The organism is Dyadobacter frigoris (assembly GCF_005280585.1).
GTDB lineage: Bacteria > Bacteroidota > Bacteroidia > Cytophagales > Spirosomataceae > Dyadobacter > Dyadobacter frigoris.
Genome location: NZ_SZVO01000002.1, coordinates 191,967 through 214,826, shown reverse-complemented (window position 1 = coordinate 214,826; position 22,860 = coordinate 191,967). Strand labels below are relative to the sequence as shown.

Genomic DNA, 22,860 nt, shown 5'->3' with positions numbered 1-22,860 from the left:
GTTTAAAAAGGATAACCTACGCCAAGGTTGACGTTTAGGAAGTTTTCTTGTCTTCTGTTAAATAGTTTGCTGAATTCGAGTTTGTCGAGGACGAATTTACTGGTATACGGGTCGTAAATTTTTGTTCCGAAATCGAATCTTAATATAAAAAAAGAAAGGTCATAACGGATACCGAAGCCCGTTCCGACAGCAATTTCTTTTACAAATGTATTCAATTTCAGTTTTTGATCTTCTGGTGCGGCACTGTTTAAACTCCAGACATTTCCAACATCCAAAAACAAAGCGTAGTTAATATCCCCGAAAAATTTTGCCAGATGTCCACGCCATTCAAGATTCCCTTCCAGCAGGAAGTCGCCGGGTGCTTCGATGGATAAGTTATTGGAAGTAATACGCGGAGCCGCGGAACCCGGACCAAGCCGGCGTGGTAGCCATGCTCTTAAACTATTGGAACCTCCTGCAAAAAAATATTTTTCGTAAGGCGGAACTTTGTTGTTTCCATAGCTATATATCGCACCGCTGTTTATTCTGGCAATAAAGGAAGAGCGCCTTCCGGTTGGCCAATAGCGGCGATAATCTACTGTTGCTCTTAAATATTTGTAAAATTGCAGTGTATCTCCAAAAACATTTCTAATCCATTTTTCCTGACCTGGTAAAATATTCAGACTTGTTCCACCGGATTCAACCGACGCCCGAAAATAGTGGGCGTTTTTTTGGGGGCCGATGATTGAGTTTGTATTATGAACGAATGTCAGGTTTAAGTCTGAAACGAAAGATTTGTTGAAACTGTATTTCAGGTTATTTCCCTGCTCGAACAATTCATTAAGCAAATTCTGGAAAGTTGTCTGTAATTTCGTTGTGTTCAAAATGTTAAGGTCAATAAACGATAGTGTCCACATTGTTTTGACCGTCGGCTGCCAGGAATAACTCATGGCAACTTTTACATTTGTACGGGTATATTCCGGCCTTTCAACGTAGTTATATCCCAAACCGATTTGGGTACGTGGATTATATTTAGCTGATGTGTTCCGAAAAGAACGGACGGGAATTAGCAGACGGGGAAAAGTAAGAGAGGTGTTCAAGCCGATTTCCTGACTCTTATAAATTCCACCATTTTCTACAAAACCTGGCACCAGTTCAATACCGGCACGCAAATTCGCCTCAAAGTTTTCAAGACCATGAAATACATTTCGGATTTTATAGGACAGGTTAGCAAATGGCCCCGGGGCGCCCTGAATCTGAATAACATTTAAACCAACATCCGCTGAAACCTGATATTTTTCCAGAGGAATTGCCTGATAATGTACCTTCAGGTTATGTCCTGTTGAGTCAAAACTATAATTTACAAAGCGAAACTGATCAGTTAAAGAAAGTTGCCGCTGTGTGTCTCTTTCGTTTTTCTGGCTATAAAGCTGTCCTGGACGAACAACAATTTTTGTGTCCAGAATTCGTGGTGCAAACTTTTTGTCAGCAAAAATATATTCAATTCCCTGCGAATAAACTGTGTCTTTTTTGAAAAGAGAATCCGGTAATCCCGCAGGTGGTAAAACCTCAAAACGAACGGATTGTATAGTATAAGGGACAGGATTTTTTTCTTTCGCTGGCAAACTTACTTTCACATTTACATCAACTGTTCTGAAAAGGCTGTCGGTTTTGGGTTTGGTAATCGTATCATTAATCAGGAAAGAAACGTTTTGACGTGAGAAACCAAAATATCCCTGGTTACGCAGCAGCGTTTCAATCCTTACTCTTTCTTCTTCAAAAGCATCGCCGTCATATCTTTTTTTACTGATCAGCATAGCATCTTTGGACGAGGATTTTACGAGACTGTCAATCATCTGGTTTCTCACCTGATAATTGATTTTGTCAAGAATCGTAGGACGGTTTTCATTGATAAAATATTTTACCTGAATACGTTTGAAGGTCGTATCATTTTTGAAAGTGACGGTATTTTGAAAAAAACCATTGTTATAAAGATACTTTTGCATCTTTTCCGCATTTTTCACTACTTCACTCTGGATATAATATACCGGCGCTTCCCCCAAAACCCGCATCCAGAAATTGCCTTCATCAACCCGTTTTTGAGCCCGGGCCAGTTTTTTGGCATATCTTCTTTGAATCTTTTCTAATTGTCTGACATTATTTTCGTGTAAACGCGATTCTTTCTGATAATTTTGCGTCACTTCGATAACCTTGCGCTGCTTTTCTTCTTTTTTATAAAAGAGCTGTCCAAATTGGTAAATTCCAACTTTTGGGAAAATAGGCAAACTAAGGAAACGGCTGTTGGGCCTCTGCGGAATAAGTGCATCAAGATCAGAATCACTGATGACTTTATTACCTTTAAAAGTGGAAGTACCCAGAAAGTACTGGCCCGTCGAAGTGCTTGTTTTCCGGGCGCAACCTGTCACTCCCAGGAAGAAAAGGAAGAAATATCCGAAATATGTAACCCTACAACTAATATTCAATGTTGTCTAAAAATTGTGTAAAATATATTAATGCTCTGAAAATCAAGAAGTACCGTCAGCTTCACGAGGCTTTTATCGTTGAAGGTGCTAAAAGTGTACTTGAATTGTTGGCTTCAGAGTTTGAAGTTGAATTCATATTAGCTACTCCGGATTTTCAACAAAAATACTCAAGTATTTTATCTGACCATAAAACTCTTGTCGAAACTGTTACACCAAAAGAACTTGAAGGTCTGGGATTATTTCAAACCAACGATTCTTGTCTGGCTGTGGCAAAGACGAAAGATAACGTTTTTTTAAGCGCAGATATGCAGGAATATGCATTGATTTTAGATGATATTCGTGATCCCGGGAATTTGGGAACCATCATCCGCATTGCAGACTGGTATGGCGTTAAAAAAATAATCTGCTCGCCGGACACGACTGATTTTTACAATCCCAAGGTAATTGCGGCGAGTAAAGGATCTTTTACAAGAGTACAAACATACTATACAAATCTTCCTGAATTTCTTTCCAAACATGCAAAAGGAAGAAATATCCTCGGTGCTTTTTTAAATGGTGATTCCATTTACGAGCACAAATTTTCGGCTGATGGAGGTTATGTAGTGATGGGAAATGAATCCAATGGCGTAGGGCCGGAAGTTGAATCTTTTATCACGCATAGAATTACAATTCCAAGAGTAGGAGAGGCGGAATCATTGAATGTTGGGATCGCAACCGCGGTGATGCTGGATAATATGAGGCGGATTGTTGGGTAAGGATTTTACTATATAAGTAAGAAATTTATTTCTAATTCGGAGTTTTAATACCCGTCGGACGGCTTTTTCTGCCGTCCGACGGGTCGCCCGGTCCTAAGGGTTTTTCGCTGTCAGAACGCTAACAAAGAGAAGTATTTGGAAATAAATGTGATGAAAATGTTACAATCAAAGGCATATGATCACTATAAGTCTTCCAGAAATCAAAGTCGCCAACTACAAAAGTTTCAATTTTTGACATAATATCTTCGGAGGCAAAGCAATAGTCGATGTGATATGGTTTATTCTCATGGCGATACATGTAAAGCGTCGGATGTGCTTCTAATCCTTGTAGCTGTTTATGGTGAACGTGGTAAGTGCTGAGAATCCCTTTTTGTTCTAAAAGATTTACGATGTTTTCATGATTAGTTAACCGGCCTCTTCTGTCCCAAATTTTATTGCTGTTAAAATCGCCTATCAATATTGTCTTTGTATTGATCAATAGTCTGTCATAGTAAGCAATCGCTTTCCAAACTTGCTCAATATAGGCTCCGTCTTTATCCGGCGGATTATTTGCCCAGATTGCAAACATATTAAAATCTATTTCAGGGCTCGTTACCGAAATTGGAATTACATGCCGGAAATTCTCATTCTGGTCTTTTAATGCAGTAAGGTGAAAATCATTGTATGAAAAGATTGCAAGTCCCTTATTGAAATTTTGTCCAAACCATAAAACGTCGGTCGGTTTAGTAACGTCATCCGGGAAAAATAATTTATCCGGATGTTCGCATTCTTGAATGACCAGGATGTCAGGATTATGCTCTAAAATAAAACGAGCCTTTTTCCTGAAAGCCATATTGCAGTTCCAGGTAATAATCTTCATGATCTGTTACAATTTCACTGTGCAACTGAATATGATTTAATCACTTTTAAGACACAACTAACTCCTCACAAAACTTCCCCATCATGCGCAGCATGATGCGCCAGCTCCTCCGCATACTCCTTACCCAAATAGCCGTCAATTAAATAATGTGCGATGTAAAGAATCGGCGTCAGTAAAATTGCTACGGAACCTTTGTATAGATAATTGATACTTCCCACAGACAAAATCTGTTTCATATCCCAATTCCCAAAAACGTAAAAGGCAATTGTCAAAACGACAAAGCTGTCTACAAGCTGGGAAAACATGGTTGAACCCGTTGCGCGTAGCCAGATATGTTTGCTGCCCGTTCTTTTTCTTAACCAGGAAAAAATAAAAATATCCAGAATTTGACCCAAAAGAAATGCCACGATCGAACCGATCATAATCCCTAATCCCTGATTGAAAATCTTGTTAAAGGCGTCGTTTATATTGAAATGATTTCCATGACTATCCGTGCTGTTTACATCCAGCCAGAACTGTGCAGGAGGTAATTTGGTAGCAAAAAAGATGGTCACGAAAGTGTAAACAATAAAGATCGCCGTCAGATAAGAAATTCTTTTAACACCTTTTGTTCCAAAATATTCATTGATAATATCAGAAGTAATAAAAACGACCGGCCAGTTTACTACGCCGGCTGTCATATTGAAATCCAGTTTGGTACCGCCGATTGGTATCTGGGCGGGATTTATACCTAAAAGTGTTTCAACAGAAAATATTTTTGTGCCGATAATTTCGGCGATAAGCGCATTGGTCAGGAAAATTCCACAAAGCAGGAGAAAAAGGCGTTGTCTTTTTTGCTCTGCTACTGATTGCTGGATCATGGAATGAAGAGTGGGTTAGGTAGTAGGTTATGAAAAAGCTAAGCGGAAAAATACAAAAGCTTTCGGCAGTTGGCTATCGGCATTCAGTTTTAAGCGACTTAATAATTTTCGCCCGAATCTGACGGTCGATAGCCGAGTGCCGAAAGCCTAATTTCCTATTACTTCTTCCACTGTCCGTGTTGATAATACACGTCTTGTTTCAAGGAAATATTCCAGTTTATCCATTGCCTGGTTTAATTCATCCAGCGTTGGGAGGAAAACGATCCTGAAATGGTCATCAGTAATATAATTGAAACCTGTACCGGCTACTACCAGAACTTTTTGTTCACTTAGGAGATCGTACACGAATTTTTCATCATTTTCCAGACCGAATTTTTTAAGATCGATTTTTGGAAAAACATATAAAGAACCTTTTGGTTTTACGCAGGTAATTCCTGGAATAGCCACCAGTCTGTCATAAATCAGATTCATCTGTTTGTGTAATCTTCCGGTTGGGACTACAAGTTCCTTTATACTTTGATAGCCGCCGAGTGCAGTTTGGATCGCATACTGCGTAGGAACATTGGCGCAAAGACGCATGCTTGCCAAAAGCAATAATCCTTCAACATAGGATTTCGCTTTTTGCTTGGCCCCGCTCAAAATCATCCAGCCGCCACGGAAACCTGCCGACCGGTAATTTTTGGAAAGTCCGCCGTAGGAAACACAAAGCGTGTCATTGACCATGGTTCCCATTGGATAATGAACGGCTCCGTCATATAATATTTTGTCATAAATCTCATCAGAAAAAATAATGAGCTTATGTTCTTCTGCCATTTTAGCGATGCGCATCAGCACATCTTTTTCATACACTGCGCCGGTAGGATTGTTTGGATTGATGAGTACAATTCCTTTGGTACGGGAAGTGATTTTACTTTCCATATCTTCCAGATCCGGATTCCAGTCGGCTTCTTCATCACATACATAATGCACAGGTTTGCCGCCGCTCAAAGCGATTGCAGCTGTCCATAACGGATAATCAGGAGAAGGAACGAGAATTTCGTCACCGGGATTCAGCAGCGCCTGCATCGAAAGCAGAATCAGTTCACTAACCCCGTTTCCAATAAAAATATCATTGATTTCAACATCCTGAATTCCGATGGTCTGGGTATAATGCATGACCGCTTTGCGTGCTGAAAATAACCCGCGTGAATCAGAATACCCTTGCGCATTACGGATATTCATAATGATATCGTGCACAATTTCATCAGGAGAATCGAAACCGAATGGCGCGGGATTCCCAATGTTCAGATTATGAATTTTGAAGCCAAGGCTTTCCAGCTCCAGTGCTTTTTCATAAGTAGCCCCACGAATTTCATATTTGAGATTGTTAAGGCGCTGACTTTTTAAGAATTCCATGCGATTTTATTAGAAAGTATAGGGTTCAAATATATAAAAAAACGGGCAAAATTTAATTTTGCCCGTTTCAATTATTGTAAGATATGCTTTCGATTATAATTTATCCCACCACAATTTGGTAGAAGGAAGGTCACCGCCGATCGCCGTTCCGGCGGCCGACCAGCTTCCTGGGTTAAGCGTTTGTTCGTTGATCGGATAGATAATTCTAAGAGGAATAGCTAAACCAGCAGGAGCATTTCCACCTGTTGGAGGAGACAATTTTGGGAAATCCAATCTTCTCCATTCAACCCATGCTTCGTATCCTCTGTTATAAAGAGCAATCCATTTCTGAGTACCGATTTTTTGTTTCCAGTCACCTGTTGCTGTTGTATAAGCAACTGCTGGCTGAGCAAGATATGCAGCGGCATCAGCAGGACCTGTTGTCAAGCTGCCTTGACTAGCCCAATATGTGATAGATGCAGTAATCGCTGCATTGTAGTGAGCTTCCGCACTTCCAGTGATAAATCCTCTTTCAACAGCTTCCGCTAAATCAAATTCAACTTCACTGTAGTCCATGAACAAACCTTCCAAAGTTGGATCAATGATTTTAGTCCCTGGGTGAGAGAAATCAGAATAACTGTTAAGAAATCCGTAAGCACCACCTACGTAAGTGTCAGGAGCTGTTGGAGTAAAGTAAACAGGTCTTCTTGGATCTTTCAACGTATTAAGCTTATCAGCGAAAACAGAAGAAATTACATAATCCTGACGGCTTGAGAACAAGATGTTCAGGTTTTGAGCTACCGGATTATAATTCGGAGGCGTACTTACATAAGCAAAAGCAGCTTTGTCAGCATTGGAAGTAAAAACGTTTGGCGCAGCAGCAGCAGCAAGTGCTTTTGCTTTTGTTGCGTCACTATCAGCGATAACAAGAGCTAATTTCAATTTAAGGGAGTTACCAAACTTTTTCCATTTAGTCATATCTCCTTTGTAGATCAGGTCACCAGCACCGAAACCAGTTCCAGTTGAATTGATCGTTACAAGAGAAGCATCTAGTCTGTCTAATAGACTATAATAAACAGTTTTTGCATCGTCATATACAGGTAGCGGATTGGTTGGATCCATTGCCTGAGTGTAAGGAATATTACCAAAAGTATTAACAAGGATTGACCATGCATAAACCTCAGTAATTTCCAATTGTGCCAACTGGTTTGCTTTTGATTCAGCTGAAACAAGGGTATTTAAGTTCAAAATACGTCTTGATTCTTTAATATCCGCAATTACGTCACGGTAAATTGCCTGCCAGAAAGACTGGGGAATTGTACGTGCAGTTAAATTATAACGAGGTTCGTCCAGATACTGAGTCGTTGACCATTGCTGAACATATAACCTGAAATTGTTTGTGTTCACACTAGGTGTCGTAACATCGTCGATCAGCCCTTTTAATGCATTGGAAAACAAAGTTACCTCAGGAACAGCCGTAGCTTTCTTTGTATCCACATTGTAGTCGTCCAGACTGTCAACACAAGCAGTTAACATAAAGATGGACGCAACAAGAATTGATAATTTTTTCATATTTATTTCTTAGAAACGGAATTTAACATTGAAACCATAACTTCTAACAGCTGAATAAGCACCACTTTGGTATCCACCTGCTCCATTATTTGTACCTGAGCTCAGCCCATCTTCAGGATCTGAATATTTCATGTTTTTGTGAATGATCCAAAGGTTACGGCCGATAAGGGCAACGTTGATTTCTTTGAACGCACGCAGTTTGGAAACGATACCACTAGGAAGTGAATAGTTAATAGAAGCTTCTCTCAATTTTACATAACTACCATCATAGATATAAGCGGCACGAGGACCGTTAGCAGCGTAACCATAAGCAGTTGCACCGTTACCATCGATGTTTTGAGCTCTTACTGTGTTTGGAGTTCCATCAGCTTGTACACCTGGGAACAATACACCACCACCTTGTGAAACAGGATCTCTTTTAGGATTTCCAAGTTCGTTCAAACCGGCCGTTACAGGATAAAGACCAGTTCCTTCTCCGTACCACTGATCGAGTGACCAGATGTCGCCACCTTTACGCACGTCAACAAGGAAGCTAAGCGCAAGAGATTTGTATCTCAATGTGTTAGAAACACCACCTAGCCAATCCGGATTTGGATTACCAATAATCTTGTTGGAAGCCGAAGTTGGTTTGTAAACACCGTTCGTGCCTACAATTTTTTGTCCGTCAGCAGTATAGCTAAAATCTGTACCTCTGATTACACCGTAAGGATATCCTCCGCCTGTTGGCTTATTATTTTCATCCACTTTAAGAGCAGCATTAATTGTAACACCACCTTGGAAAGAGTTAATCTGTACGTTTGTTACATCTCCATAAAGACTTAAAACTTCGTTACGGTTTCTTGTAAAGTTAACGTTCATTTTCCATGAGAAATTCGAAGTCTGGATCGGTGTTATGAAAGCAGAGATTTCAACACCTTTGTTCTGTATCTCTCCTGAGTTAACATATCTTGCAGTGTAACCTGTTGCAGATGAAATTGTTACCGGGATGATTTGATCAAGCGTGTTTGTTTTGTAAAGTGTCAAATCGAAACCGATACGATCCTGAAGGAAAGAAGCTTCTAAACCAACTTCATAACTTTTAGATCTTTCAGATTTAAGCGCAGCGTTGTTTTTTGTGTTTGGAAGAGAGAAATAAGGTACAGAACCAATACCAGTCGGCTTGTCATATACGTCGTAAATACTCAAAGGAGGAGCATCATTACCAACTTCCGCATAGTTAGCACGGATCTTACCAGCTGACAACCAAGTGCTTGTTTTAAGGAAGCTTAGGTTTGAGAAGTTAAAGTTAGCACCAACCGATGGATAGAAATACGTATTGTTCGATTTTGGAAGCGTAGTCGATTTATCTTGTCTTGCAGCAAGTTCAAGGTTGATCAAGCTTTTGTAGTCAAATGCAGCATTGGCAAAAATACCATCCACACCGATTTTCTGAACAATTTCTTCTGGTGCCTGAATAGCACTAATAGAGTTTGACAAAGAATAAAGTTTTGGAACTACAAGACCACCATTGGTAGCAGCACGGATAGAAGACATTTTTGATCTTCTCATGTTTGAACCCAAGGCTCCTGTGAAGCTAAGGTCTTTCGTAATTGATTTACGGAAATTAGCCAAAAAGTCAAGGTTTGTTTCGTAGAAAGAACGGTCATATCTTGAATAAGCAGAAGTTCCTGAGCTACCAATAGCTGTACGTTCTTCCTGCAAATCCTGCGTACCATCGTATGAATAACGGCCCATTACATCAACCCAGTCAGCAATTTTGTATGTCATTGCAACATTACCTTGGATGTGCGTACGATTATCATTATTATAGTTTTGATAACGGTTGAAATAAGCATTATCAGCGTAAATAGGACCTGTTGGTTTTGTAGGATTGTTCCAGTTCCAGGTTACGTTTTGTGAGTTGCGGAAATATGCTTCTTTCTGTTCAAGAAGGTCAACATTTGTTTGAGTCCACTGTCGGAAAGCCTGGTTAGGGTTTTTACCACTGTAACCAGTTCCGTAACGACCCATACCTGTAATCTGGCTAAAGTTAACTGCTGCACTGGCAACTAATTTTGAAGTCAAATCATAAGATCCACCAAAGTTGAAAAGGTTTTTCTTTAAAGTACTGTTTGGTAATACACCTTTTTCGTCATTTCTTGTAAAGCCAACTTTGAAAGTGCTTTTTTCTCCACCACCGCTGATGTTAATGCTTTGGTTTGAAGTAACAGCTGTTTCGAAAAACTTAGCAGGACCGTTAGAAGCCGCAACCCATGGTCTCATTTTCTGATAATTTGGAGAAAATGGATCGTGTGCATCCCACTGGTAAACCATAAGGCTTGGATCAAATTTAGCTCCAAAGGAAGCATCATCATCAAAACGTGCGATTGGGCCCGTTCCTGCACCTAAATTACCTGTGTAAAATCTTGCAGGGTTAACAGCGCCAGTAGAAAGTTTGTCTCCACCGTAACCTCCACCATATTCATTTTGATATTTAGCAAAAGTAGTTTTGTCGATTTTACCCCATGTAACACCACTGTTAACGGTTACATCAAAACTGTTTTTCTTTCCTTTTTTGGTAGTGATCATGATCACACCATTCGCAGCACGTGATCCGTAAAGTGCAGAAGCAGCAGCACCTTTTAATACGTTAATAGAAGCGATGTTGTCAGGGTTGATATCTTGTGCGGCGTTACCGTAGTCAGCACCTGCCTGACCGTTCTGTTGAGCAGTAGAGTTATTGTTTGCATTTGAAACAGGAACTCCGTCGATTACCCAAAGAGCCTGGTTGTTACCTGTCATCGATTTAAAACCACGAATTACAACGTTGGTAGAACCTCCCATTGCATTTGAAGATTTAATATCCATACCAGCAACCTTACCAGCAAGAGCATTCATAACGTTAGGGTTACGTGACTGCGTGATTTGCTCCGCTGTAACACCCTGAGCTGCATAAACAAGCTCGTTACGTTTTCTTTCAATACCCTGTGCTGTTACTACAACTTCCTGAAGTTGGCTCACATCATTCTTAAGGGTAATGTTTAATACGGATTGTGAACCAACATTTGCTTCCAAAGATTGAAATCCAATAAAACTGAAAACAAGTGTGGAACCTTGTGAAACTGCAATCGAATATTCTCCTTTAGCGTCTGTGGTTGATCCCCTGTTGGTACCCTTAACAGAAATATTTACACCAGGCAGGGTTGAGCCGTCTTCAGCAACGACCTTTCCAGTCAGAGAGCGATCTTGGGCGTACGCTTGCATGCCCAAGAGCAACAAGCATCCCAATAACGATAATAGAGTCTTCCTCATACTTAGAATAATTATGTTAGGTTTTATTAAGAAAATTTAATGTTGCAAAAGTAATTATTGTTTTAACCATTACAAGGTATTTTTGCAATTATTCAAAATTTACTTTGGTGCTATGCCCAATTTCATAAAATAATGTTATAAAAATTGGTAATTATCCAGTATTAAATGCGAAAATTGCAATTGTATTTTTAGTCACCCTACACTGTAACAGAATAGGATTATTACCATATTGTTAAATGAAAAAGCCCTATTTTTTAGAACGGTAAAGAAGATACGTAAATCAAGAAGAGGGGTGCAACATTGCGAATTGTCCAAAAAATGCTTGTAAACGTTGCCAATTTTTAATTTAATTTTAACAAAATCATTAAACTTCTATAATCTACGTTTAATGGTATAATTTGTTCTTCTTATAATCGGTTAAGCTTACAAAATCAATAAGAAGGACTGGGTTTTTCGAAATTATATTTGGAGAAATATTACTTTAATGTAATAAAAGTAATTTGAATTATAATTGTTTGCTTTAATGTACTTAAAATAAAATGAGGTTACTTATCAATAAAAAAAGGAAGAGCTGCCGGGTTAATTCCCGGCAGCTCTTCCTTTTTTTTATTCGTGCTAAATATTATTTATCCCACCAAACCGGCGTATAAATATCATCAACCACAGTAGCATTCGGATTGTTTACACGCTCATCCTGTGAGGTCGGCAGACGTACAGGAATTTGCTGTTTTGATGAATTCTGATTCGCTGTAAGTTTTGGGAAACCTGTTCTTCTGAAATCGTTATAGGGCTCGATCTGTGTGAAAAGCGCAACATATTTCTGGGTGATCAGTTTTTCCAAAGTTAGCGATGACGCTGTTTCAGACGCTGTTGTTTTTGCGAAATCTGCGGAAATAGCACTTCCCGTTACGCGTTTAACCGAAGCTGTAACGGCGATATTATAAGCCGCCGCAGCTTCTGCCGCCTTACCTAATCTTAACTGCGCTTCTGCTGCAATAAATTTAGCCTCAGTATAGGTAGCCAGCGCGATAGGAGAATCAGCAGACGCAATACCTGGTCCGGGGTCAGAAGTTGTGGTCTGGTCCTGATCGTCCACCGGCGTACCTGAATAATTGCCGTCTTCATCAAGCGTAGCAAAAAATGGCAGACGCGGATCTTTGGTAGTAGCCATAAAGTCAATAAAGAATTTACCCATTTTCAGATAATTCGTACGGTTGTTATAGTAGTCATACCACTGGTTATAGGTATTTCCGGTATTGAAAAACATCGCATTCATGTCGCTGGCAGAAGAATCCACTTTGGCAAGATATTCCAGCGCTTTGGCGGCACTTCCGGAAGGATCGCTCTGGCTCAGACGGTTTGCATAACGGGCTTTGATAATATAGGCGGCGTTAATCCAGTTTTTTGTATTACCTCCAAAAATCAGATCGTCTGAACCCGGAATGAATTTATTGGCCGTTTTTGCAGTACTAAGTGCCGTGATTGCCTCATCGAGCAATGTCTGGATACTCTTGATTACATCTTCCTGTTTATCATATTTTGGATTGAAATTTCCTGAAAGCGCCTTAATGGCTTCCGTGTAAGGAACATCACCCCAAAGATCCGTAGCGACACCAAGGTTCAGGGCTGTGATCACTTTGGCCATTCCTGCATAATAAGGATTCTCTGCGCCGTAGTCATTGATCAGTGTGAGGGTGTTATTTAATGAACCATTATACAAATTGGCCCATTCGTTAACTACATCAGCTTCTGTGATAGTGTAATTTGCAAAAGCCTGTGTCTGAGATCCTTCCGAAGTACCCGCAGTTTGCTGCACCAGCATACTCGTAACGCGGCCCAGTTGTCCGCCATAAGCTGCAAAAGTTGAAACTTCCGCGCCGGTAAGCAGCGAAGCCGCCGTTACGGTTTCCGGATCATTCGGATTCACTCCGTATTCGTCAAATTTATCCTTGCACGATGTTGCTGCAACGGTCAGGGCAAGAAAGGTAAATAATATCTTTTTCATAATGATTACGATGCTTTGTGGAAATTAAAATCCGATGTTTACGCCGAAAATGTATGATTTGCTACCAGGATTATTGAAGTAATCAAACCCTTGCAAGTTGGAGCCTGCACCCGTTAAACTGGTTTCCGGATCCACACCTTTGTAATTCGTATTCAGGTACAGATTGCGGCTTGTGAAAGAAACATCAACATAATTGACATATTTCTTAAACTTGAAACGATAGCTCAAACCAACTTCACGCAAACGGAACCAGTTAACATTTTCAACAAATTGTTCTGCTGCCGCGCCGCCGTCACCTACGTAGCTGCTGAAATAACTTAATGCAGTAATTTCCTTTGTATTGGCTTCACCGGAAGCTGTAACACCCGGAATTACATAAGTCCTTTCACGATCTGCGGATTCCTGCGTCCGCCCGATGCGGTTCAAACGTGCATAAGTACCGTTCCAGATTGCTCCGCCATGTCTTACATCAATAAGTGCGGTCAGGCTTACACCTTTATATGTAAATGTGTTACGTAAATTGCTAAGCCATTTTGGATAAGGATTTCCGATATTTCCTTGTGCGGCTTCCTGTAATGGAATTCCGTTTGAGCCAATGATCAAATCTCCTTTATCATTCCGCTGCCATTTTGTTCCATAAAGAACGCCCAATGGCTCACCAACGATTGCGTAGCCGCCAATTCCGGTAAATGCACTTTCAAGACTTAATTCCTGTACACCTTCCGCCAGTTTCAAAACTTTGCTCACATTTTTGGACCAGTTCAAACTGATATCCCAGCTGAAATTCTGAGTTTTAATCGCGTTGGCAGAAATCATAACTTCCACACCACGATTTCGCAACTGGCCTGAATTCGTATATTCTGCTGTAAAACCAGATGCCGGAGCCGTTGGTCTATCCAGTAAAATATCCTCTGTTTTCTGATTGTAAACGGTAAGGTCAACATCGAAACGTTGTTTCAGAAATTTCATGTTCAACCCAACTTCATTGCCAATAACACGTTCCGGTTTAAGATTGGTATTTCCAACAATCTGATTGTAATAGGAATAACCGTTTACACCGTTGTATGGGAAACTCAGTCCGTTGGTAAATCCGTCGGTGAAAGATGGTTTTCCAAAGAATGTTTTATTCCGGTAAGCAGTTGGCGAAATGCCTGCTTCGGAATAAGCATAGCGAAGTTTCCCAAAAGTGAAGATATCGGAATTGAACAATTCACTAAAAACCCAGGAAACGTTGGCCGAGGGGTAGAAGAAATTATTTTTACTTTTTCCAAAAGTTGAAGACCATTCATTTCTTCCGGTAAGGGAAACGTAGATCTGGCTTGCATAATCAAAATCCAGCTGACCGAATACTGCTGTAGTGTATTTGCGCTGTGTATTATTAGATGCGTACAGTTCAGAAGCATTTCCAAGATTGTAGAAGTTCTGAACGGTCAGGTTCCGGCCTCTCTGGAAGTTGTCAGTAAAATTGGCAGATGTAATGTTGTGGCCGACGGTATAATTAATTCCGAATTTGCCGGATGGTTTTACTTCTCCGCGAAATATCAAATCCCCGTAAATATCACGACTGGTAACGTTATCAAAATTAACCTGGCCATAACCTACCGAATTATCATCGCCATTTGAACTGATAGCATAAATTTGCTGGCGACGGTCAGAATAGGAATCAACACCCAGCTTGTAGGTTACATCGAAAAATTTGTTGAGGTGATAATTCAAATAAATATTTCCTAAAACACGGTTAATCTCGTCTTTGAACGGATTTTCATGTGCAGAAAAGAGCGGGTTATCATAAGCGGAGAAATAAGTCCGGTTGTAACCGTTTGCATATTTATATTCCCGCAAATCAAAAGAAGCCGGTGTCCGTAAAAGACTTAGCATAGTACCCGCTACATTACTTCCGTTTTGGGATTTAATACCTCCGGAATTGATATAACTGACCGTTCCACCTACTTTGAAATTGTCTGTCAGATAACTATCCGCTGTCAAACGAACTGAATTTCTCTTATAATCCGTATTTGGAATAATGCCGTTCTGAGTCAGATTTCCCAGAGAAAGGCGGAAAGAAGATTTATCATTTCCACCTGAAAGTGTTACGTTGGTATTATGAGAAACGGCTGTTTTAAAGAAGTTTCCCGGGTTGTCATAATATTTCAGAGACGGATCGGATGAGATTTTTGGTCCCCAGCTGCTTGCTGTTCCCAAAGAGACGTCGTCGTCAGTGCCGTGTCTTAAATCCGGTCCGGGATCTGCTGTTAAGTATTTTCCACCTGTTCCCTGTGCATATTCTTTTTGCAGATCAGGCAGTTTGTTAACCTCCGAAAGTTCGAGACGGTAATTAAGCGTAACGCCAATTCCTTTCTGTTTTTTTCCTCTTTTGGTTGTATAAAGAATAGCACCATTTCCTGCTCGGGCACCATACAATGCAGAGGCAGCTGGTCCTTTCAAAATCGTTACGGATTCAATATCATCAGGATTGATGTCAAGCGCACGGTTGGAATTATTTACACCCCCCAAATTGGCATTAAATGGATAATCTCCGGCAGAAGAAGTAACAGTTTCATTATTGATAGGAACGCCGTCAACGACAATAAGCGGCTGCTGTTCACCAGTAAAGGTAGCCGGGCCACGCAAAACAATTTTACTGGAAGCGCCCGGTAAACCTGATGAACCTGTTACAATAACACCGGCAGTTTTACCTGCAAGGCTTTGTACAATATTGGATTCTCCAGATTTGGCGAGCTGATCACCGTTCAGATCAGAAACTGCATATCCCAGCGACCGTTTTTCCCGCACTGCACCCAAAGCAGTTACAACTACTTCGCTAAGCTGGTTGGGGCCTGCGACAAGTGTTATGTTAACAACCGACTGGCTGCCGACAATTACTTCTTTTGAAGCAAAACCTATAAAACTGAATATTAACGTAGCGCCCTGGCTTACTTGTATCGAATAATTGCCCTGAACGTCGGTTGTTGTGCCATTTGTTGTTGATCTTACAGCAATATTTACTCCCGGCAATGTTGAGCCATCGTCTGCTGTAACCTTCCCGGTTACATTGACATCCTGGGCATAGAGCTGATGGCTGAGCAGCAGTGAAATACCCAATAGTGATAATAGAAACTTCCTCATACTGTAACGATTAAGATTTGTGATTGATGAATATAACAATAATTACAAAAATAATATTTAGTTTATTTATTTCAACGGATAAGAACGTTTTCTGCAAAATAAGATTTGGTTCTTAGCTCTTTAAAGTGGAATCTTCTTTGAAGTATCCGAATTCTATTCGGTTTGCGTGAATTTCGCTTTCGGAGGAAAAGGTGCTGTGTTCTTGCTGAAAATCTATAAAGTGTGACCGATGGTTATATAGAAGCTTTATCGGGCAACGTTTTCGGAATTTAACCAAAATGGAAAAATCATTATTTCTGATTACTTTGTATGAGTAAAGAATTATTTCTACCTAATTTATAAACGTCACTCTTATTATGCGCAGGCTTTTACTACTTACCAGCTTAACTTTTGCTGGATTTTCTTCTTTTTCCCAGTCCCCGCTCAGTACTAAAATTGATCAGAAATCGAAATCGATTGAACCGAAAATCATTGAATGGCGCCGGGACTTTCATCAGAATCCTGAACTTGGAAACCGGGAATTTAAAACGGCTGAAAAAATTGCTGCACATTTAAAAAGTCTGGGCATTGAAGTGCAGACGGGCGTCGGCCATACCGGCGTTGTAGGTTTGCTGAAAGGTGGAAAACCAGGTCCGGTTGTTGCTTTACGTGCGGATATGGATGGTTTGCCGGTTACTGAAAGAGTAGATGTTCCTTTTAAATCTACGGTTACAACAGATTATAACGGACAAAAAGTTGGTGTCATGCACGCTTGCGGACATGATACACACATATCAATTTTGATGGGTGTGGCCGAAGTTTTGTCTTCCATGAAAGGCGATTTGAAAGGTACTGTTAAGTTTATTTTCCAACCAGCGGAAGAGGGTGCTCCGGAAGGGGAAGAAGGTGGTGCTAAATTGATGATCAAGGAAGGTGTACTGGAAAATCCAAAAGTGGATGCAATTTTCGGTCTGCATATTAACTCGCAAACCGAAGTTGGTAAAATTGGATACAAACCAGGAGCGACCATGGCTGCGGTTGACTTTTTCAGTATTGATGTAAAAGGAAAACAAACGCACGGCGCTTATCCATGGTCAGGTGTGGATCCGATTGTTACGTCTGCTCAAATTGTAATGGGTTTGCAAACAATCGTGAGCCGAAATCTTGATCTCACAAAAGCACCTGCTGTTGTGACAATCGGCGCAATCAATGGTGGTATTCGTCAGAATATTATTCCTGAACAAGTTAAAATGATCGGTACGATCCGGACTTTTGATGAGGATATGCACGTAAAAGTTCATAAACGTATCACAGAAATTGCCACAAATATTGCCGAAAGTGCAGGGGCGAAAGCGGATGTGAACATCGGAATTCTGTATCCGGTTACTTACAATGATATTCCTTTGACGGAAGAAATGGTTGGTACTTTAAAGGATGTTGCTGGAAAGGATAATGTAAAACTGGTTCCGGCTGCGTCAGGAGCAGAAGATTTCTCCTTTTTTCAACAGAAAGTACCAGGATTCTTCTTCTTTTTAGGCGGAATGCCTGTTGGAAAAGATCCATTAACTGCATCAGCGCATCACACGCCTGACTTTTTTATTGATGATAGTGGGATGTTGCTAGGCGTGAGGTCTTTGAGCAGACTGACTGTGGACTATATGGAGAAAAAAACTAAGAAATAATTGTTAATGATGGCTGGTTCGGAATTTTGTGATACTTAATTCGGACCTCTTTCATAGGTGACGAATTCTGCTCATGTTGTGCCTTGCAATAAATAGTCGGGTTAACTAGCTAGGTTTAATATTATATTTCAAATGGTTGTATCTTTTCAAGGTACAACCATTTATTTTACTTCTATGGAAATAAAAACACTAGCATTTGCGGCACTTGTTCTTCTATTGTCTGGGTGTAGAAAAAACGAGCGTCTTGACCCGGAAGAGTCTACCAAGACTTATATAAGTTTTTCAGTAGACGGGAAAAAATATCGTATGGAACATGGTAGCGAAAAGCAACATGTTAGTTATTTTTTTGGTAAAGACGGAAACACTATTTATGGATATAAACTGGCAGTTCGTGGCACTGATTCAATTGCGAATACCCCTACTTTTTTGCTGGTTATAAGGAATTTCACGCCGGTTACAAAGGGATTGTGGGTCCTTAAACACGAATTTCCCCCAACTCCTGAAGTATGGTTTGCCTTGACTCATACGATTTCTGAAAATCCAAAGATATATCGAGAGGAGGTGTCATATTTAAATGCTTCAATCGAAGTGACAGAGCTGAGTGATTCTACCATTAAAGGTGTATTTTCTGGAAACATAGAATCAGATGCTGGCAGACCCGCAAAGGAAACTTTTGAAGTAACTGATGGAGAATTTTATGTTAATCGTAGTTCCGGAAACTCGGATCCATATCCATTTTAGTTAATATAGCATTTATTTAAAACTGAGAGACAATCCGAATTGCAAAAGCAACGCTTTTGTCCTTCACAATATTTTCCCTCGTTTTTAGAGTGTGTTTGGTCCGGCATTAACCCTTAATAATTAACCATTACTCGGGTATGTTTTTTCTTACTTGATCAAACAGCAAATTCGGTAAAAAACGCTTCACATAAATCGCCGCTACCTCTTTCAATCCTCCGATATAAATTTCCTTTTTATCCTTTTTTACAGCATTCAAAATCTGTCTCGCGCATTCTTCGGGTGCGATTCCTTTTTCCTGATTGGAATCCATTTTTCCGAACTTTCCACCTTTTTCATTGATTGCATTAACGGAAATATTCGTGCGGATGTAACCTGGACAAATCGTTGTCACCTTGATATTGTCGTTATATGATTCTGCACGTAAAGAATCGTAGAAACCTTGTAAAGCATGTTTTGAAGCATTATATCCCGATCTCATAATCGTTCCGATTTTTCCGGCAACGCTGCTGATCACGATAAAATGTCCGCTTTGCTGTTTGATCATGTAAGGTAAGATCGCTTTCGTAATGGCTACCGTACTGTAAAAATTGACATCCATCAATTTTCTGTAGACATCCAGATCCGTATCTTTAATATAGGAGCGCTGGCTGATTCCGGCATTGTGGACCATAATATCGATCCTCTGGAATTTGGCAATAATTTCAGCAGCAGCACCTTCTGCTTTGTCAAATTCGGTAACGTCAAAAGGGAGAATCAGTACTGACGAATCGGGCAAACCTGTGGCAGTTTTTACTCTTTCAAGTTCTTCTTTTCTTCTTGCAGTCAAAACCAGTTTGGCACCTTCTTTTGCGAAAGCCATGGCGATTGCTTCTCCGATTCCGGAAGACGCGCCGGTAATCCAGACAACTTTATTTTGAAATGTATCCATGCTAAAATACAGCTTTATATAATGGTAGGGGCGGACGATAAAAAGTGGAGTTCCACACCTTCTTTATTTACATCCAGATAAGCATTCATACCAACGCCAATCGCCCGGTTATCCGCTACATGCCCGACGGGAAAATTGAACGTAAGCGGGTAGTCGTACTCAGCAACATGTTCATGAATGATCTCGTAKGCCGTTTTTCCATAAGGTGGATTTGAGTTATCACGCATATCAGTAAATTGTCCAACGATCAGACCGGCCAGGTGACTGAGTTTTCCGGCTCGTTTCATCTGAATCATCATGCGGTCCAGATTGTATAAAAATTCGTTGAGATCTTCAATGAAAAGTATTTTTCCTTCAGTATCAATTTGCGTATTTGACCCAATCTGGTGTGCCAGTATACAAAGATTTCCACCTACAATTTCGGCTACCGCGCTACCGGTTCTATTTAAAGGATTCGGTTCAACGGAATAGCCCGGAAGCTCACCAAATAAAATCGATCTTAAAGATTCTGCCGCTTTTTCTGCACCTTCCAAAGTGATGGATTTCGCCATGGGTGCGTGAACGCTGGCGTATCCCAAATTATATAACTGGGAAAGAATAGCGGTCAGGTCACTAAATCCGACAATCCATTTTGGAGATTTTATAAAATCCGTAAAATCCAGCCGGTCAATGATTCTTGAACAGCCATAACCGCCGCGGGCAGCAATAATAGCTTTGATCGAGGGGTCATCCAACATTGCCTGTAAATCTGCAAGCCGGTCTTCATCTGTTGCTGAAAATTGATTATAGGAAGATTTTAAGGTTTTTCCTTCGACCACTTTTAATTTCCATTCATCGCGAAATAAGCTGATTCCCGGTAGCAGATCTTCATAGCGAACCGCGCTGGCAGGTGCAACAATCCCTATTTTATCACCTGGTTGTAAAAAAGGGGGGATTTGTATAGTGGGCATAGTACTAAGTGTGCAGTTCTGGTATGCAGTTGGTGGTTGATTTTTTCGGAATTAGGTATCGGTCAGATCAATTTTGATTAGATAAAAACAACATCTTCCACGAGGTTAGATTTCATTTCCCGATTGATCAATTCGATAATTTTAGATTTTGCACGAATAAGCTCGCTTCTTAACGGAGCAGATTCGATTTGAAGAAAGAGGATACGGTCTTTAATATAGATACTTTTTGTCCGGGAAGCAATGGCAGATCCCATGATTTTATCCCAATGCGCAACGACATAAGACTGATCAAACCGGCTTCTGAGCTTATAACGGTCAATCATCATATCAATCGCCTCTTTAAGCGGAGTAATCCCCGGTTTGCGGGAAGATTTTTCTTTGTCGAAACGATAGTGCATTGCCATAAAAAGATACTTTACACAAATATAGAACAAAGGGAGGAAGGCTGGAAGGAGAAAATAAAAGAATGGTGAAAAAGAGTAAAAATCAGAATGTTGAACAATTATCTAAGTAAGCATTTAACTAAAATTTGATAACGATATTTGCTTTTCCCGCCTTCCCGGCTTATTATTGCACCATCAAGTCAATTTGCTTCACTTTTAGCGGTTGATTTATAAAGAAGAGGCGAGAGAATAGGCTCTACGAACCTCTGGCAACCTACTCCTGCGTCGGAGAAAGGTGCTAATTCCTACCTAAGCTGTTTTAGGAGATATAAAATCAAACGCGCATGAACTTAATAACTTTTTCCGCAAGCCGGAGGGCTTTATCCTCGTATCTGGTTTTGATTAGCACAAGCTTTTCAACGCTATTTTCGTATGCTGTTTTACCACCGGAACGCTGTCGATTTATACTGAATTTTGTATTTTCTAAATATTTGCTGCACAAATAAACCGTACAAACAGTTATGTCAAACACAGCTTATCAATTTGAAACACTTCAGTTACACGCAGGTCAGGAACCGGATCCGGTGACAAATGCCCGTGCTGTGCCTATTTACCAGACAACCTCTTACACTTTCAACAACTCTGAACATGGTGCAAATCTGTTTGCATTGAAAGAATTTGGTAATATCTATACCCGGATCATGAATCCGACGACGGATGTTTTTGAAAAAAGACTGGCTGCTCTGGAAGGCGGAGTTGCTGCTTTGGGTGTTGCTTCGGGGCACGCTGCGCAGTTTTTGGCTATAAATAACATTACCACAGTAGGCGATAATTTCGTTTCCACTTCCTTTTTGTATGGTGGAAGTTTTAACCAGTTTAAAAATTCCTTCAAAAATATCGGTGTTGAAGCGCGTTTTGCAGACGGAGACGATATTTCAAGTTTTGAAAAACTGATTGACGATAAAACAAAAGCCATTTATCTGGAAACGATTGGTAACCCAAGTTACAGCATTCCGGATTTTGACGCTTTTTCTGCTTTGGCGACAAAATACGATCTGCCGATTATTGTGGACAATACTTTTGGCGCTGCCGGTGCTATTTGCCAGCCGATTAAATGGGGAGCACATATTATTGTTGAATCTGCTACGAAATGGATCGGCGGACATGGTACAACCATGGGTGGTGTGATCGTCGATGCGGGCACTTTTGACTGGGGCAATGGAAAATACCCACAATTTACCGAGCCTTCACCAAGTTATCACGGACTGGTTTTGAATGATGTTTTTGGTAAAAACGGACCTTTCGGAAATATCCAGTTTATCATCCGTGCACGTGTTGAAGGACTTCGTGACTGGGGCCCGTCTCAAAGTCCGTTTAATTCCTTTTTATTATTACAAGGACTGGAAACGCTTACACTTCGCGTGGAACGTGCGAGTGAAAATGCACTGGCTTTGGCAACATGGCTGGAAGCGCATCCGGATGTTGAATTTGTAAATTATCCTGGTCTTGCAAGTAACAAATATAAAGCCCTGGCAGAAAAATATTTGAGCAGAGGTGCGGGGTCTGTTCTTTCTTTCAAATTGAAAGCAGGAAAAGAAGCGGCGGATACTTTCGTGAATTCAGTAAAACTGACAAGTCATCTGGCTAACGTTGGTGATTCAAAAACGCTGATCATTCATCCGGCCAGTACGACCCATTCTCAGCTTTCAGAAACAGAACAGGAACATGCCGGTGTTGCTCCGGGATTGTTGAGGCTGTCCGTCGGGATTGAACATATTAACGACATAAAAGCAGACCTTCAGCAGGCTTTTGAAGCTGCGAAGTAATAACACGGTCAGGGAGTTTGATATAACTTCCTGATTTTAAATAGTTTTAGTATTTAAACTTAGTGCT

General features: G+C 40.5%; 15 protein-coding genes and 1 riboswitch. Of the genes, 4 read left to right on the top strand and 11 right to left on the bottom strand.

What is annotated here, in order from left to right:
- Nucleotides 1-2: 2 nt before the first annotated feature.
- A complete protein-coding gene (gene tamL, locus FDK13_RS04670) occupies nt 3-2,462 on the bottom strand; it encodes a translocation and assembly module lipoprotein TamL (RefSeq protein WP_229215904.1) in 2,460 nt (819 codons plus the stop codon).
- On the opposite strand from tamL, the gene FDK13_RS04665 reads away from it, so the two are divergent.
- The gene (locus FDK13_RS04665) at nt 2,462-3,217 is read left to right on the top strand and encodes a TrmH family RNA methyltransferase (protein WP_137338828.1); all 756 of its coding nucleotides are present in this window, start codon (nt 2,462-2,464) and stop codon (nt 3,215-3,217) included. The two genes, tamL and FDK13_RS04665, sit on opposite strands and share 1 nt — an antisense overlap.
- Nucleotides 3,218-3,335: 118 nt before the next feature.
- On the opposite strand, the gene FDK13_RS04660 is transcribed toward FDK13_RS04665, so the two are convergent.
- The 7 genes from FDK13_RS04660 to FDK13_RS04630 form a co-directional block, all read right to left on the bottom strand.
- Nucleotides 3,336-4,076: an endonuclease/exonuclease/phosphatase family protein gene (locus tag FDK13_RS04660; RefSeq protein WP_137338827.1), complete on the bottom strand. Its 741-nt coding sequence runs from the start codon at nt 4,074-4,076 to the stop codon at nt 3,336-3,338.
- A 65-nt stretch (nt 4,077-4,141) separates the two neighbouring features.
- The gene (locus FDK13_RS04655) at nt 4,142-4,936 is read right to left on the bottom strand and encodes a queuosine precursor transporter (protein WP_137338826.1); all 795 of its coding nucleotides are present in this window, start codon (nt 4,934-4,936) and stop codon (nt 4,142-4,144) included.
- 147 nt (nt 4,937-5,083) lie between these two features.
- On the bottom strand, nt 5,084-6,331 hold the full coding sequence (locus FDK13_RS04650) for a pyridoxal phosphate-dependent aminotransferase (RefSeq protein WP_137338825.1): 1,248 nt from the start codon (nt 6,329-6,331) through the stop codon (nt 5,084-5,086).
- Nucleotides 6,332-6,424: 93 nt separating this feature from the next.
- Nucleotides 6,425-7,882, bottom strand: a complete 1,458-nt coding sequence (locus FDK13_RS04645; protein ID WP_137338824.1) for a SusD/RagB family nutrient-binding outer membrane lipoprotein — start codon at nt 7,880-7,882, stop codon at nt 6,425-6,427.
- A 9-nt stretch (nt 7,883-7,891) separates the two neighbouring features.
- The gene (locus FDK13_RS04640; RefSeq protein ID WP_229215903.1) at nt 7,892-11,125 is read right to left on the bottom strand and encodes a SusC/RagA family TonB-linked outer membrane protein; all 3,234 of its coding nucleotides are present in this window, start codon (nt 11,123-11,125) and stop codon (nt 7,892-7,894) included.
- Nucleotides 11,126-11,795: 670 nt separating this feature from the next.
- A complete protein-coding gene (locus tag FDK13_RS04635; RefSeq protein WP_137338822.1) occupies nt 11,796-13,178 on the bottom strand; it encodes a SusD/RagB family nutrient-binding outer membrane lipoprotein in 1,383 nt (460 codons plus the stop codon).
- Between the two features lie 24 nt (nt 13,179-13,202).
- Nucleotides 13,203-16,304, bottom strand: coding sequence for a SusC/RagA family TonB-linked outer membrane protein (locus FDK13_RS04630; RefSeq protein ID WP_137338821.1), 3,102 nt, complete (start codon nt 16,302-16,304; stop codon nt 13,203-13,205).
- Nucleotides 16,305-16,660: 356 nt separating this feature from the next.
- Here FDK13_RS04630 and FDK13_RS04625 point away from each other — a divergent pair, with 356 nt between their 5' ends.
- Entirely contained in the window at nt 16,661-17,965 is a 1,305-nt protein-coding gene (locus tag FDK13_RS04625; RefSeq protein WP_137338820.1) for an amidohydrolase, read from the top strand.
- A 174-nt stretch (nt 17,966-18,139) separates the two neighbouring features.
- Nucleotides 18,140-18,706 (top strand): hypothetical protein, encoded by a 567-nt coding sequence (locus FDK13_RS04620; protein WP_137338819.1) that lies wholly within the window; start codon nt 18,140-18,142, stop codon nt 18,704-18,706.
- Between the two features lie 127 nt (nt 18,707-18,833).
- Here FDK13_RS04620 and FDK13_RS04615 read toward each other — a convergent pair whose 3' ends face one another.
- The 3 genes from FDK13_RS04615 to FDK13_RS04605 all read right to left on the bottom strand — a co-directional run bounded on the left by FDK13_RS04615 (nt 18,834) and on the right by FDK13_RS04605 (nt 20,988).
- Nucleotides 18,834-19,634: an SDR family oxidoreductase gene (locus FDK13_RS04615; RefSeq protein WP_137338818.1), complete on the bottom strand. Its 801-nt coding sequence runs from the start codon at nt 19,632-19,634 to the stop codon at nt 18,834-18,836.
- Nucleotides 19,635-19,648: 14 nt separating this feature from the next.
- Nucleotides 19,649-20,584 carry a S66 peptidase family protein gene (locus tag FDK13_RS04610; RefSeq protein WP_137338817.1) on the bottom strand — a complete coding sequence of 312 codons (936 nt, stop codon included), beginning with the start codon at nt 20,582-20,584 and terminating at the stop codon, nt 19,649-19,651.
- Nucleotides 20,585-20,661: 77 nt separating this feature from the next.
- On the bottom strand, nt 20,662-20,988 hold the full coding sequence (locus tag FDK13_RS04605; protein WP_229215902.1) for a DciA family protein: 327 nt from the start codon (nt 20,986-20,988) through the stop codon (nt 20,662-20,664).
- 204 nt (nt 20,989-21,192) lie between these two features.
- Nucleotides 21,193-21,302: riboswitch (SAM riboswitch) on the top strand.
- Nucleotides 21,303-21,488: 186 nt separating this feature from the next.
- On the opposite strand from FDK13_RS04605, the gene FDK13_RS04600 reads away from it, so the two are divergent.
- Entirely contained in the window at nt 21,489-22,793 is a 1,305-nt protein-coding gene (locus FDK13_RS04600) for an O-acetylhomoserine aminocarboxypropyltransferase/cysteine synthase family protein (protein WP_137338816.1), read from the top strand.
- Nucleotides 22,794-22,860 lie beyond the last annotated feature (67 nt).

What these genes read in the sequence shown, in the direction of transcription:
- FDK13_RS04600 (WP_137338816.1), top strand. Translation starts at nt 21,489, where the DNA reads ATGTCAAACACAGCTTATCAATTTGAAACACTTCAGTTACACGCAGGT.
- FDK13_RS04660 (WP_137338827.1), bottom strand. Translation starts at nt 4,076, where the DNA reads ATGAAGATTATTACCTGGAACTGCAATATGGCTTTCAGGAAAAAGGCT.
- FDK13_RS04620 (WP_137338819.1), top strand. Translation starts at nt 18,140, where the DNA reads ATGGAAATAAAAACACTAGCATTTGCGGCACTTGTTCTTCTATTGTCT.
- FDK13_RS04650 (WP_137338825.1), bottom strand. Translation starts at nt 6,331, where the DNA reads ATGGAATTCTTAAAAAGTCAGCGCCTTAACAATCTCAAATATGAAATT.
- FDK13_RS04605 (WP_229215902.1), bottom strand. Translation starts at nt 20,988, where the DNA reads ATGGCAATGCACTATCGTTTCGACAAAGAAAAATCTTCCCGCAAACCG.
- FDK13_RS04665 (WP_137338828.1), top strand. Translation starts at nt 2,462, where the DNA reads ATGTTGTCTAAAAATTGTGTAAAATATATTAATGCTCTGAAAATCAAG.
- FDK13_RS04615 (WP_137338818.1), bottom strand. Translation starts at nt 19,634, where the DNA reads ATGGATACATTTCAAAATAAAGTTGTCTGGATTACCGGCGCGTCTTCC.
- FDK13_RS04640 (WP_229215903.1), bottom strand. Translation starts at nt 11,125, where the DNA reads ATGCAAGCGTACGCCCAAGATCGCTCTCTGACTGGAAAGGTCGTTGCT.
- FDK13_RS04630 (WP_137338821.1), bottom strand. Translation starts at nt 16,304, where the DNA reads ATGAGGAAGTTTCTATTATCACTATTGGGTATTTCACTGCTGCTCAGC.
- FDK13_RS04655 (WP_137338826.1), bottom strand. Translation starts at nt 4,936, where the DNA reads ATGATCCAGCAATCAGTAGCAGAGCAAAAAAGACAACGCCTTTTTCTC.
- FDK13_RS04645 (WP_137338824.1), bottom strand. Translation starts at nt 7,882, where the DNA reads ATGAAAAAATTATCAATTCTTGTTGCGTCCATCTTTATGTTAACTGCT.
- FDK13_RS04625 (WP_137338820.1), top strand. Translation starts at nt 16,661, where the DNA reads ATGCGCAGGCTTTTACTACTTACCAGCTTAACTTTTGCTGGATTTTCT.
- FDK13_RS04635 (WP_137338822.1), bottom strand. Translation starts at nt 13,178, where the DNA reads ATGAAAAAGATATTATTTACCTTTCTTGCCCTGACCGTTGCAGCAACA.